This window comes from Rhodococcus cercidiphylli (assembly GCF_033042225.1).
Classification (GTDB): Bacteria; Actinomycetota; Actinomycetes; order Mycobacteriales; family Mycobacteriaceae; genus Rhodococcoides.
Map to the genome: position 1 here is coordinate 120985 of NZ_JAWLKE010000009.1, position 12388 is coordinate 133372.

Consider the following 12388-nt stretch of genomic DNA (forward strand, 5'->3'; position numbering starts at 1 on the left):
AAGACCAGGGGGAACAGTCCTGCACTGCGTCTACGAGAGGCGGGAGTGGGGCCCTGGAGCACAACCAGACGCTCGAGGTCCTCGTCACCGGCGTCGCAACCGAACTCATGGGAGTCGATGCGGCGACGGTGCGCGAGGCCTACGACTCCGTGCTGCGGCAACTCGTGGACTACCTGGGCATCGACTTCAGCTTTCTCCGGCACAACGATTTCGAGGCCAGGGCCACCAGACTCAGCGCAGAATGGCCACCGCGACTGAGCGTGCCCGATCCCGACCCACTGGCAGTGGTCTACTTCGACGAAGCAGACTCGGTGTTCCGCCTGGCCGAAACACTGACCGAACCGGCAGTGTTCCGGCCGGACCCGGAGCAGGAGGACTACCGCCGCCGCGTCGAGGACGCGTCGGGATTCTCCGCGACCTCGATGGCCGTCGTGCCGCTGCTGCACTCGGAACGCACCACCGGCATCCTCGGCTTCATCAAGATCGGCGACCGAACGTGGTCCGAGGCAGAACTCAACGCGCTCAAAGCGATTGCAGCACTGCTCTCTCAACTGCAGGCGCGAGTGAGCGCCGAGGAGCAGCTCCGGTTCTCGGCGCTGCACGACCACCTGACCAAACTGCCGAACCGCGCTGCGCTCACACAACACCTCCGCGAACGACTCGACCCGGCCATGCCCGGTCCCGTCGCCGTGATGCACATCGACCTCGATCGACTCAAAGCACTGAACGACTTCCTGGGACACCTCGCCGGAGACCACTACCTCCAGACCATCGCCGACCGACTGCAGAGCTTCGTCGGCAAGTCGGCCGGTCTCGTGGCACGCCTGGGCGGCGACGAATTCCTGGTGGTGCTGGCCGGGCCATGCTCGGCCCGCGTCGCAGCACACCACGCCGAGATGATCGCCGACGCCATGTACGCCCCCGTCACCCTCGGAGTCGAACGCATCAGCAGAAGTGCGAGCATCGGAATCGCCTTCGGCCAGCCGGGCAAGCACACGGCGGAGTCGCTTCTGCGGCAGGCAGATCAAGCCGCCCTGGTAGCCAAACGCGCAGGCGGCCACGACATCGCCCTGTTCACCGAAGAGATGCACGCCGAAGCCGAACTCCGCAACGACGTCGAGATCCATCTGCGCGACGCCATCGCAGGCGACTCCCTCACCCTGCACTTCCAGCCCGAGGTGGACCTCGTCACCGGACGCATCACCGCAGTCGAAGCACTGGTCCGATGGCAACACCCCACCCGAGGTCTGCTCCCCCCGTCCGCCTTCATCCCGGTGGCCGAGGAGACGAACCTCGCCGGAGAACTCGGCCGCTGGGTACTCGACCACGCCTGCCGCACCCTCGCCGACTGGCAACGCGAGATCCCCCACCTCGACATCGCGATGCGCGTCAACATATCTCCCGTCCAACTGGTCACCAACGGATTCGTCGGCGCCGTCGCCAGAGCACTCACGGAGTTCTCGATAGCCGGGCCCGACCTCTGCCTCGAGATCACCGAAGTGGCTGTGGTACAGGACCTTTCCCGCACCCGCGTGACACTGCGCGAGCTCCGCGAACTCGGCGTGCAAGTGGCCATAGACGACTTCGGCACCGGATACAGCTCGCTGTCGCACCTCAAGGAACTCCCCGTCGACACACTCAAGATCGACCGCGCCTTCGTCACCGACCTCGGAGCCACGAACACCGGCGACCTGGCCATCGTCCAATCCATCATCGGACTCGCCGACGCGTTCGGACTCAATATCATCGCCGAAGGCGTCGAAACACAGACCGCCAGAAACACCCTGATCGAACTGGGCTGCACCCGCGCACAGGGATACCTGTTCTCCAAGCCGGTACCAGCACACGACGCCCTCACCCTGCTGCACGGCGTGCGAATCGACATCTGAACGCCCTGGTAACCTTCGAACCGCACCACACGCCGGTGTAGTTCATTGGTAGAACGCGACCTTCCCAAGGTTGAGAGGCGGGTTCGATTCCCGTCACCGGCTCCACGCTGGCTCCCACTCGAGTCATTCCTGCAGGCTCCACTCCTGCCCCCTCCGAGTCGCTTCCGCCTCGCCCACACCGCTGATTTCGCTAACCCTCCCGAGTCACTGCGGTCACTCCTGAAACAAACCGACCACCGCAGACCATTGGTCGATACCCTTGCTACCGACCAGTAACATAGGTGAATTCATTCATTGTATTCGCAAGAATTCCTGCATTTCAAAAGAAACTTCTGCCGCCTAGTTTGCCGTGCTAGAAATCAAATGTCGACATTTGTTCACCGACATATGACCCTGACAGGAATCCCCCTCATGCGATCACTATTCACAATTGTCTCGGTCGCCCTGACGACGATGGCCGTGGCCGTCTCGTCGGCGACCGCAGCCCCGTCACTGGCCGCGCCCCCGAGAACCCAGGGCGGAGCAGGAACCGTGCTGTGGGAAGACCAATTCAACGGGTACGGCGGACCCGACCCCTCCAAATGGGGGTTTCAGACCGGCCGCTGGGGCGCGAGTTCCGGTGAGCAGCAGTACTATACGGACTCCTGGAACAACGCCAACCAGTTCAACGGCTCACTGAACATCACGGCGCGTCGAGAGACACCACCGGACCGCAAGCGGGCACCGTACAACTTCACCAGCGCCCGCGTGGTCAGCATGGGCAAGCAATCGGTGACGCCGCCGGTGCGCATCGAAGCATCGATCAAGATGCCGAGCGCCCAGGGCCTGCTGCCCGCATTCTGGACCCTCGGTCTACAACCCGGTGGCGAATATTCATGGCCAAGCCAAGGGGAAGTGGACATCGTCGAAATTCCCGGACTGTACGGACCGTCATTCAATTTGCACGGTCCCTCGAAGTGGAACTCCAATCAAGATGTGAAGACCGGCGGCAGTATGAATCCGGTCGGCAACGGATTCCACACGTACCGCATCGACTGGCTACCGAACAGCATCACCTGGTTCGTCGACGGTGTCGCTCGATATTCCTTCACTCAGGCCCAGTACGAGGCGAAGGGCGGCAACTGGAAGGCGTTCTCGGGCGCGTGGCCGCACTACATCCTGTTCAACGTCGCCGTGGGCAACAACTGGACCGGCAAGACGCTGAACAGCACGCCGTACCCGCAGACGATGAGCGTCGACTGGCTGCGTGTGAGTCGCCTCTGACCTGCAGAGCAATCCTTCTCTTCGCACGGGGCCCGTCCACCACGGCTGGGTCCCGTGCGGCGTACGCGCTGGGCACGGTTTCGATCGAAGAACAATTCTTGTGACTTTTCTCAGTCCGAACCCCCACTCATAGGGACATTCCACAGTTACAGGAATACGGTCTATTCATGCGCGGGCCACGGCGAAGTCTGATCACCCTCGTAATCGTCGCTGCCGCTGCGCTGCTGACACCCTCCGCGCACGCGGGGCCACTGATGCCCATCGCCGCTGCCCCCGAGCAACCCGATCACGCCGATGCCATTCGCTACGCCGCATCCAATCGCGACGCCGCACCTCCCGGAGCCAACGACATGGGCTGCAAGCCCACTGCGGCGCACCCGAATCCCGTCGTCCTGGTACACGGCACCGACGCCACTGCGTACTCCGACTGGGCCGGCTTCGCACCCATCCTGAAAGCAGCCGGATTCTGCGTCTTCGCCATCAACTACGGCACCTCGCCGGACGGCAAGTCCAACGGGTACGGCGTCATCGAAGACAGTGCAGCGCAACTGAAGTCGATGACACTGTCGATACTCCAGGCAACCGGCGCCGAAGCCGTCGACGTGGTCGGCTACTCGCAGGGCGCCGCGGTCGCTCGATACTTCGTCAACAGGCTCGGCGGTTCCTATGTGGTCGACAGATGGGTGGGGATCGCATCACCGACCTACGGCGGCACCATGTACGGAGTTGCGCCCGTCGTACAGGCAGTGCCAGGTGCAACCGGGGTCGTAGCAGGCGAATTCGGTCCAGGGCTCGCCCAACTGATGGCCGGATCCGATTTTCTCGAACGCCTCAATGCAGGCGGCGACACCGTGCCCGGAGTGGAGTACACCTCCATCGCAACGAGGGTGGACGAGGTGATCCAGCCGTACACCAATGCGCTGCTGCGGGATCCGGGAGCGCACAACATCGTGGTGCAGGACGTGTGCCCCGACACCGAGGTAGCGCACTTCACGTTCACCTACGACCCCACCGCGCTGCGACTGGCGCTCAACGCACTCGATCCGGCGAACGCGCGTCCCCCGACCTGCGTACCGGTGCCGCTGGGAGCCGGAATTCTCGACGTCGTCCTCGCCAGCCACTGACCCTCACGTCAGCAGCTGATACGCCCTGAGCCCGACGTAGAGTTCCGCGGCTTGAATCGGATCACGGAAGTCGCGCCCGGTGAGCTCGGCGATGCGACGCAGCCGATACAACACCGTATTGCGGTGGTAGTGCAGCGATTCGGCGGCGTCGCGGGTGGAACCGCCGCACGAGAACCAGGCGTCGAGAGTGTCCAGCAGGCTCTGCCGTTCGGCTCGCGGCAGCGCCAGCAGATCACCGAGTATCTGACGCGAGGCGATGCGGCCCGACGAGGGATCGCGAACCAGCAGCAGCGGTACCGGCACGGAGTCGTAGCGCACCGGCGCGGACGGTGAGGCCGCGTTCGGGGTGCACGACCTCGCCAACCGGGCCTGACCGACGGCATCACCGATACCCGACGGGGACCGGAAGACCGAACTCACCCCCACCCGTCCCGGACACAGCTCGCTCAGCGTGATCAACGCGCAATCGATCTCCGATTCCGTTGCGGCACAAATCAGCCCGACGCTCCCGTCCACCTCGGCGTCCCACACCGATTCGGCACCCGCGGTACGGAGGCGGGAGATCAACCCGTCGATTCCCATCGCTGCGGTCAACGGCTCCTGCGAGACCACCGCGAAGTAGCCGTGGTCGGGAATGCGAAACGTGCGCAACGCGTCCGCTGCCGCAGTCGGATTCGCGCCGTGATCGGCGAAGAGCACACGGATGAGGCGTCCACGGGCTTCGGCGCTCTCCCGCGCACGCATGTCGGCGCTCTCTCGATAGGCCTCCGCTGCCTCGTCGGAGTACACGTCGACCAGAGCCCAGACCTGGGCGGCCATGTCCAGCAGCGCATGACTCGCCCGGCCGTCCGAACGTTCCATCAACTCGTCCCAGACCAGCCTGCCGCCCAACCGAAAAGCGTGAAGCAGGGCAGCCAGCGGTACCCCCTGCTCCGCCTTGAGTCGGCCCGCGTCCCGAGCCGACTCGAGTCGCATGGGAGCACGACCGGACAGCTTGCCCAGCATCGACGCCAGATTGCTCCGCGACGCCTCGTAGAGCTGCTCGGTGGTGAGCAGCGTCGATTCGAGGTAGGCGTGCTCGGCCCCCAGGATCCGTCGCACGAGTTCCGTAGCCAGATCGTCGACGCCGTCGAGCATCGTCGCGGCCAGATCGGTCGGTGACGGATGCACGTCGAACTCGGTGGCGGTCATGAGAGAACTCTAACCTCGCCCATGTAAGCCACGCCACAGCCGGATTGTGCGGCTGCACAAACCGCCGCATCCGATTGAGAGCCGTGGCCCATAGCGTCCCACGTCCGAGTGCGACCACAATCACAGTGGAAGCGTGTACCCGAACGACGAGTGGAGCCGAGAAGTTGACCAGCGACGTCACCCCACACCTGCAGCCCGTACCGACGCCGGGACCCACCGAGGCAGTCGACTCCGCACTCGCCGATCTGTCCGAGGGAGAGAAGAACTGGGGACGCCTCACCCTGGCCGAGCGGCGTGCCCTGCTCGAACGCGTGCACGCGCTGACCACAGCTCACGCGCAGGAGTGGGTGACGGCGGCAGCGTCGATCAAGGGACTCGACGCCTCGTCCACCCTCGTCGGAGAGGAATGGTTGTCGGGTCCGTACTCGTTCCTGAACGGACTCGGCACCGTGGCGCACACACTGGCGGCGCTCGAAGCCGGTAGCAGCCCGCTGGCCGCTGCCACGTTCGGAACGGCACCCGGTGGGCGCACGACGGTCTCGGTGCTGCCTCTCAACATCTTCGAGCGACTCCTGCTCAACGGGTTCACCGCCGAGGTATGGCTGAAGCCCGGAATCGACCGTGCGACCGCACAGCGGACCGCAGGCCTGGCCCAGCTCGATCCCACCCGCACCGCGGGCATCGGAGTGGTACTCGGCGCAGGCAACATCACCTCGATCGCGCCGCTGGACGCGCTGTACGAACTGATCGCGTTCAACCGCGTCGTCGCACTCAAGCTCAACCCCATCATGGATCCGCTGCTGCCGGTGTTCGAGAAAGTTCTCGCGCCGCTCGTCGACATCGGTGCACTGCGCCTGCTCACCGGCGGAGCCGACGTGGGCACCTACCTGGTCCAGCACGATCGTGTCGACCACGTTCACATGACCGGCAGCGCCATCACGCACGACGCGATCGTCTTCGGTCCGGGCCCGGACGGAGCTGCCCGCAAGGCGGCCAACGACCCGATCCTCACCAAGGAGATCTCCAGCGAACTCGGTGGCGTCTCGCCCACCATCGTTCTGCCCGGTGAGTGGAGCCGCGCCGACATCGAGTTCCAGGCCGAACACATCGCCACCCAACGCCTGCACAACAGCGGATACAACTGTGTCGCTTCGCAGGTCGTCGTGCTGTCCTCGGAATGGAAGCAGCGCGACGAGTTCGTCGCCGCCCTGCGCGCCGCCCTGGACCGTGCGCCTGCCCGAGCGCCGTACTACCCCGGCAGCGACAAGCGAGTGTCCGACGCCACCGCAACCTACCCGTCCGCCGAGCGCCTCGGCGAGCGCGGTGGCCGCGTACTGATCACCGACCTGAACCCCGGTGAATACGCACCGCTGCTGCAGACCGAGTACTTCGCACCGGTCATGGGCATCATCGAATTGCCCTACAGCGGAGCAGCATTCGCAGCCAAGGCGGTTCAGGCCGCGAACGAGGAATTCACCGGCACCCTCGGCATCAACATCATCGGCACCCCCGGCACCATCAAGGGACTCGGGGAGAAGTTCGACACCATGCTCGCCGACCTGCGCTACGGCACCATCGCCGTCAACGCCTGGACGGCCATCGGATTCCTCACCGCAGCAGCCACCTGGGGCGCATTCCCCGGCCACACCGTCGACGACGTCCAGAGCGGAATCGGCATCGTGCACAACGCCTTACTGATCGACGGAGCCGAGCGAACCGTGGTGCGCGGGCCCTTCCGACCGATGCCGCGCTCGCTGATCAACGGCGAACTCTCCATCTCCCCGAAGCCACCGTGGTTCGTCACCAACAAGACCGCAGCATCGACGGGCAAGCTGCTCACCGCATTCGCGGGAGCACCGTCCTGGTCCAAGCTGCCGGCAATCTTCGCCTCCGCCCTGCGCGGGTAGAACCCACCGTCGACGACCGAAGGACAATCATGAGCTCTCAGCGCACGACGGCCGACTACATCGTGGTGGGCGCAGGTTCGGCAGGCGCGGTGGTGGCCAATCGCCTCAGCGCAGACCCACGCAACGAGGTGATCCTCCTCGAGGCCGGCCCCGAGGACAAGAACAAGTTCGCTCACATCCCTGCTGCGTTCTCCAAACTCTTTCGCAGCGAGGTCGATTGGGACTACCTGACCGAACCGCAACCGGAACTGCGTGATCGCAGTATCTACTGGCCGCGCGGCAAGATGCTCGGCGGCTCGTCGTCGATGAACGCGATGATGTGGGTGCGCGGGTTCGCCGCCGACTACGACGAGTGGGCAGCGGTGTCCGACGACTCGTGGTCTTTCCGAAACCTGGTCGGATACTTTCGAAGGATCGAGAACATCGAGGGCACAACGGCAGTCGACGCCGGCACCGACGGCCCCCTCATCGTCTCCCACCAGCGCAGCCCCCGCGATCTGACGTCGTCGTTCCTCGACGGCGTCGAAGAAGCAGGCTATCCGCTGGAAACCGCGAACCTGCCCGAGCCCAAGGGCTTCACCCGCACGATGGTCAACCAGAAGCGCGGAGCACGGTGGAGCACCGCCGATGCCTACCTGCGACCGGCGAAGAAGCGCAAGAACCTGACCATCCTCACCGAGGCACACGCCACCCGTGTGCTCTTCGAGGGCAGCGCCGCGGTGGGAGTCGAATACGCCTCCGGCGGGCAGACACACACCGTGCGCGCACGTAAAGAGGTGATCCTCTCCGGCGGAGCCATCAACACCCCGCAACTGCTGATGCTCTCGGGCATCGGCGACCAGGAACAGCTGAAGTCGCACGGCATCGCCGTCCAACACCACGCACCCGGCGTCGGGCAGAACCTCCTCGACCACCTGGCCGCCCTCATCGGCTGGAAAACCGAAAGAGACTCCCTCTTCCACGCCGAGAAGATCCCCGAGTTGGTCAACTACCTCGCGCGCCGACGCGGCATGCTCACCTCGAACGTCGCCGAGGCGTACGGATTCATCAAGAGCCGCGAGGAGCTGGCCCTGCCCGACCTCGAACTCATCTTCGGACCGGCACCGTTCTTCGACGAGGGCCTCGTCGGCCAGGACTCGCACGCCGCCGTCATCGGCGCGGTACTCGTCAAACCCGAGAGCCGCGGCGAGATCACCCTCCGATCGGCCGACCCGTCGGCCAAGCCCATCGTCGAACCCCGCTACCTCAGCGACCCCGGCGGACTGGACCGCAAGGCGATGATCGAAGGCCTGCGCGCCTGCGTCGCCATCTCCGAAACCCCGTCGTTGAAGGGACTGCTCGGCGACGTCGTACGCCCCAGGGTGGCGTCGAACATCTCCCCGGCGGACCTGCTCACCGAGGCCCTCGAACAGAATGCGCACACGCTGTACCACCCCGTGGGCACTGCCCGCATGGGCAACGACCCCGCCAGTGTCGTCGATCCCGAGCTGAGAGTTCGGGGCGTCGACCGCCTTCGCGTCGCCGACGCGTCGATCATGCCCAGCATCATCCGCGGACACACTCACGCGCCGTCGGTGGTGATCGGCGAACGAGCTGCGGACCTGATCCTTCGTTGATCCCGAGTGAACCTTCGGAAAAATTCCGGTTTGGGAGTCCGGTTTGTCGGGTAACAGGTGGACACGCTCCCTTGCAAGGGATCGAGATGGAACCCATCCGCTCGGCAAGCAGCGCCGAATGACCCACAACGCTCGAGAGACGAGCACGGAAGGTTGACCGACATGTTCACTGTTCGTAAAGCTTTGGCCGCCACCGCAATCGGTGCACTCACCATCGTCCCGCTTGCCGCATGCTCCAGCGACGAGGCGTCCGACACCGTCGACAACGCCACCTCCTCGGCAGCGTCGGCAATGGAAACCACCGAGAGCGAGCCCGAGCCCGCAGCCGAGGTCCCCGACCTCAGCAACGGTGTCGACACCGCAGTTGCACTCGATCCCGGCTTCACCGGTGCGCTGACCACCCTGGGCCTCACGCCCGGTGTCGTCGGAACCGCCACTCTCGCAGACGGATCCATCCGATTCCCGATCACCGGCGGAGACGTCAAGTACTGGGAGCCCGGCACCGTCGACCCCTACGTCCAGGGCGAGATCATGCACGACGGCAGCGGCCTGTCGCTGACCGCCGGCGAGACCGTCGTCGAGCTCATCAACTTCGACATCGATCCCGGCACTTCGCTTCTCACCGGTGACGTCATGGTCAACGGCGAGGAAGCTGCCGCAGACGCAGTTCTGTTCGATCTCGACGGCCGCACCCTGCAGCCGCTCGCTACCGGACCGGACAACACCGCAATCCTGCAGGGCACCCAGGTGAAGATCTCGGAGACCGCTGCCGGACTGCTCAACAGCACCTTCAACACCGATGCTGTGACCCCGGGACTGCTCGTGGGCGTTGCGACCATCACGGTCAGCACTGCCTAATCATCTCCTGAACGCCCGTGCGCGAGTTGTCGCCGTGAAAACGGCGGCGCTCGCGCACGGGTGTTTGCATCGCACGGTCAGGAATCACGAATGAGAGCCTTCACGAAGATCTACGGTGGACACCCGCTACACGCGGTCGGTCTGCTGCTCTCGTTCGCACTGGTCGGGTACGTCGTGGCACTCATGGGGCCGGAGGCTCTGTGGAACAGCGACGTGTGGTGGAAATCTGTTCTCGTGTGGTTCTTCGGATCGGTACTGCTGCACGACGCCGTACTGTTCCCGCTCTACTCATTGGCCGATCGGCTGCTCACCGGCATTCCGCGTCACCGCCTGGCCGTGTCGCCGGTGAACTTCGTTCGAGTTCCCGCACTCGGAGCCGCCCTGACCTTCCTGATGTTCTTTCCCGGCATTCTCTCTCAGGGCGCGCAATCGTACCGAGCCGCAACCGGTTTGACCCAAGAACCCTTTCTCGGACGTTGGCTCGCACTGACCGCCGTGTTGTTCACCGTGAGCGCCGCCGCCTACTTCACCCGATGGACCCTCGTACGGAGCCGAGCATGAGCGTCACCGCCGATACACTCTTCAACCGCGCAGCAGCCGGACTACCCTGCTGGATAGGCGATTCCGACGGCAGCAGGCAGCAGCTTCCCACCGCGCGTTGGATGGGTGGCAGCGCCTCGTCGGCCGAGGATCGCCGCGCGGATCACGCCATGCTCAGCCGCTGTACCGGCCCCACGATCGATCTCGGCTGCGGTCCGGGTCGACTCACCGAAGCGCTTGCTCGACGCGGCGTTTCGGCACTCGGTGTCGACACCTCCCGAGCCGCGGTCGATCTGACCATCGGACGCGGCGGCAACGCCGTTCTCCGCGACCTCTTCGAGCCACTGCCCGACACCGGCAACTGGTCGTGTGTCCTCCTCGCGGACGGAAACATCGGTATCGGCGGAGACCCGGTGCGTCTGCTTCGCCGGGCCGCCGACCTGCTCGCCCCCCACGGGGCCGTCATCGCCGAAGTGGATGCGCCCAGCGACACGGGAATTCGCCACCGCACCGTTCGATGGGAAACCGACACCATGGTCGGCGACTGGTTCGCCTGGTCCAGCGTCAGCGCCGACGCCACCGCAGATCTCGCCGGTGCCGCAGGCCTGCGAGTGGTGGACGTGGCACCGATCCACGGACGCTGGTTCGCTCAGATGACGCTGGCCCCACTCACCAATTCGTGAACAGTAGATGATTGATCGCCAACGCGCCGATCACCTGCAGCGCCAACCAGAAACGATGCGTCCGGATCGGCAACACAGCAGGCGCGATCAGCATCCACATCGCGAAGGGCAACCAGATCCTCTCGGTCTCGGCTTTGCTCAACTGACTCAGATCCGCCATGACCACTGCCGCTATCGCCGAGATCACCAACAGGTTGATCGGCTCCAGCCGGGTGAGTATCCGTGGGAACGCCGCGGGCACAGCCACACCCAACGCACAGAACAGCGCCGCGAAGTTCGCCCAGCCCCAGTACTCGAACGGCCGGTCCTTCGCGATGCCCTGGTAGTAGCGCTCCTGCACCAGCAAGTAGCCGTCGTACCACCAGAATCCGTACGCGGTGAAGATCCCGGCAACGATCAGCGCACCGATCAGCGCGCCGAGGAACGGCAGAATCCTTCGCCCGGCGATCAGCACCGCGACCGCAGGCAGGCCCATCAACACCAACCCGTAGTTGAGGTAGACGCCGAAACCGAGCAACACTCCCGCACCGATCGACGCGGGCCACAGGTAGCGCTTCGTCGAGATCGCCAGCAGCGCAATTCCCCACGCGGCGACACCGGCGTAGAACGCATCGGCGGAGACGGCTATCCAGATCGCGACCGGGGCGATGGCCACGAACGGAGCTGCACGCCGTGCGATGTTCTCGTCGCCGAGGACCCGGAGCGTGAGTACCAGCGCCACAGCGGCACTCGTGCCGACCAGCACACAGAGTGTCGCCGCCCAGGCTCCACCGCCGAGGCCGAGACGGTCGAGCCACACGAAGGTGAGCAGTGCGCCGGGGGGATGACCCGACACATGCGTCGTCCACGAATCGGCCTGGTAGTCCAGGATGCGTTCGGAGAATCCGCGGAGCGTGGCCGGAATGTCGGTGATGCCGGGCACTTCGTGCAAGTACTCGTCCGTCGATGCCAGCCGGTTCACGAAGCCGCGCTTCCAACCGTCCACCATCGCAAGCGACATCGTCCAGGCCGCCGACGCGCCCCACACCACGAACAACAGTCGCGTCCACGACAGTCGGCGTGCGACCGTCGGCCCCCACAGCACGGTGGCGACGGCGATCAGAACGGCGACAGGAGTTCCCCATCCCACGTGAATCTCGCGGAAGCCGAACAGCGGTGCCGCATCGGCGAAGTCACGTACCTGCTGCGGAGTTCTGTTGATGATCGGGGTGACGAGTTCGTTTCCCAGGTACGGAACGACGAATGCGACCACGACGAGCACGACGGCCAACGTGCCTGCGACGGCTTCTCTCCAGTAACGGATAGTCTTTTCTCCCT

At 64.9% G+C, this 12388-nt stretch carries 10 protein-coding genes and 1 tRNA gene; 9 read left to right on the top strand and 2 right to left on the bottom strand.

All coding sequences use genetic code 11. The features are described from left to right. The first annotated feature begins 107 nt into the window (after positions 1-107). The 4 genes from R3P95_RS22060 to R3P95_RS22075 all read left to right on the top strand — a co-directional run bounded on the left by R3P95_RS22060 (position 108) and on the right by R3P95_RS22075 (position 4276). Positions 108-1889: a putative bifunctional diguanylate cyclase/phosphodiesterase gene (locus R3P95_RS22060; RefSeq protein ID WP_317549537.1), complete on the top strand. Its 1782-nt coding sequence runs from the start codon at positions 108-110 to the stop codon at positions 1887-1889. Between the two features lie 31 nt (positions 1890-1920). Next, positions 1921-1994: transfer RNA gene (locus R3P95_RS22065), tRNA-Gly, on the top strand. Positions 1995-2300: 306 nt separating this feature from the next. Next, complete coding sequence (locus R3P95_RS22070) at positions 2301-3152, top strand: glycoside hydrolase family 16 protein (RefSeq protein WP_121872746.1); 852 nt, start codon at positions 2301-2303, stop codon at positions 3150-3152. 167 nt (positions 3153-3319) lie between these two features. Then, positions 3320-4276 (top strand): esterase/lipase family protein, encoded by a 957-nt coding sequence (locus R3P95_RS22075; RefSeq protein ID WP_121871240.1) that lies wholly within the window; start codon positions 3320-3322, stop codon positions 4274-4276. Between the two features lie 3 nt (positions 4277-4279). Here R3P95_RS22075 and R3P95_RS22080 read toward each other — a convergent pair whose 3' ends face one another. After that, positions 4280-5467, bottom strand: coding sequence for a PucR family transcriptional regulator (locus R3P95_RS22080; protein WP_094640608.1), 1188 nt, complete (start codon positions 5465-5467; stop codon positions 4280-4282). 188 nt (positions 5468-5655) lie between these two features. Here R3P95_RS22080 and R3P95_RS22085 point away from each other — a divergent pair, with 188 nt between their 5' ends. From R3P95_RS22085 to R3P95_RS22105, 5 genes are all read left to right on the top strand, one after another. Then, on the top strand, positions 5656-7374 hold the full coding sequence (locus R3P95_RS22085) for an aldehyde dehydrogenase family protein (RefSeq protein ID WP_149407103.1): 1719 nt from the start codon (positions 5656-5658) through the stop codon (positions 7372-7374). Positions 7375-7403: 29 nt separating this feature from the next. Then, on the top strand, positions 7404-8990 hold the full coding sequence (locus R3P95_RS22090; protein WP_317549538.1) for a GMC family oxidoreductase: 1587 nt from the start codon (positions 7404-7406) through the stop codon (positions 8988-8990). Between the two features lie 162 nt (positions 8991-9152). After that, a complete protein-coding gene (locus R3P95_RS22095) occupies positions 9153-9848 on the top strand; it encodes a hypothetical protein (protein ID WP_149406994.1) in 696 nt (231 codons plus the stop codon). 90 nt (positions 9849-9938) lie between these two features. Then, positions 9939-10409 carry a hypothetical protein gene (locus R3P95_RS22100; protein ID WP_149406993.1) on the top strand — a complete coding sequence of 157 codons (471 nt, stop codon included), beginning with the start codon at positions 9939-9941 and terminating at the stop codon, positions 10407-10409. Further along, positions 10406-11071, top strand: coding sequence for a methyltransferase domain-containing protein (locus tag R3P95_RS22105; RefSeq protein ID WP_317549539.1), 666 nt, complete (start codon positions 10406-10408; stop codon positions 11069-11071). Before R3P95_RS22100 ends, R3P95_RS22105 begins: the two co-directional genes overlap by 4 nt. Here the strand turns inward: R3P95_RS22105 and R3P95_RS22110 are convergent. After that, positions 11058-12341: a glycosyltransferase family protein gene (locus R3P95_RS22110; RefSeq protein WP_394855454.1), complete on the bottom strand. Its 1284-nt coding sequence runs from the start codon at positions 12339-12341 to the stop codon at positions 11058-11060. The genes R3P95_RS22105 and R3P95_RS22110 overlap by 14 nt on opposite strands. Positions 12342-12388 lie beyond the last annotated feature (47 nt).

Coding starts and splice junctions, on each gene's coding strand:
- R3P95_RS22060 (WP_317549537.1), top strand. CDS start 108: ATGGGAGTCGATGCGGCGACGGTGCGCGAGGCCTACGACTCCGTGCTG.
- R3P95_RS22070 (WP_121872746.1), top strand. CDS start 2,301: ATGCGATCACTATTCACAATTGTCTCGGTCGCCCTGACGACGATGGCC.
- R3P95_RS22075 (WP_121871240.1), top strand. CDS start 3,320: ATGCGCGGGCCACGGCGAAGTCTGATCACCCTCGTAATCGTCGCTGCC.
- R3P95_RS22080 (WP_094640608.1), bottom strand. CDS start 5,467: ATGACCGCCACCGAGTTCGACGTGCATCCGTCACCGACCGATCTGGCC.
- R3P95_RS22090 (WP_317549538.1), top strand. CDS start 7,404: ATGAGCTCTCAGCGCACGACGGCCGACTACATCGTGGTGGGCGCAGGT.
- R3P95_RS22095 (WP_149406994.1), top strand. CDS start 9,153: ATGTTCACTGTTCGTAAAGCTTTGGCCGCCACCGCAATCGGTGCACTC.
- R3P95_RS22100 (WP_149406993.1), top strand. CDS start 9,939: ATGAGAGCCTTCACGAAGATCTACGGTGGACACCCGCTACACGCGGTC.
- R3P95_RS22105 (WP_317549539.1), top strand. CDS start 10,406: ATGAGCGTCACCGCCGATACACTCTTCAACCGCGCAGCAGCCGGACTA.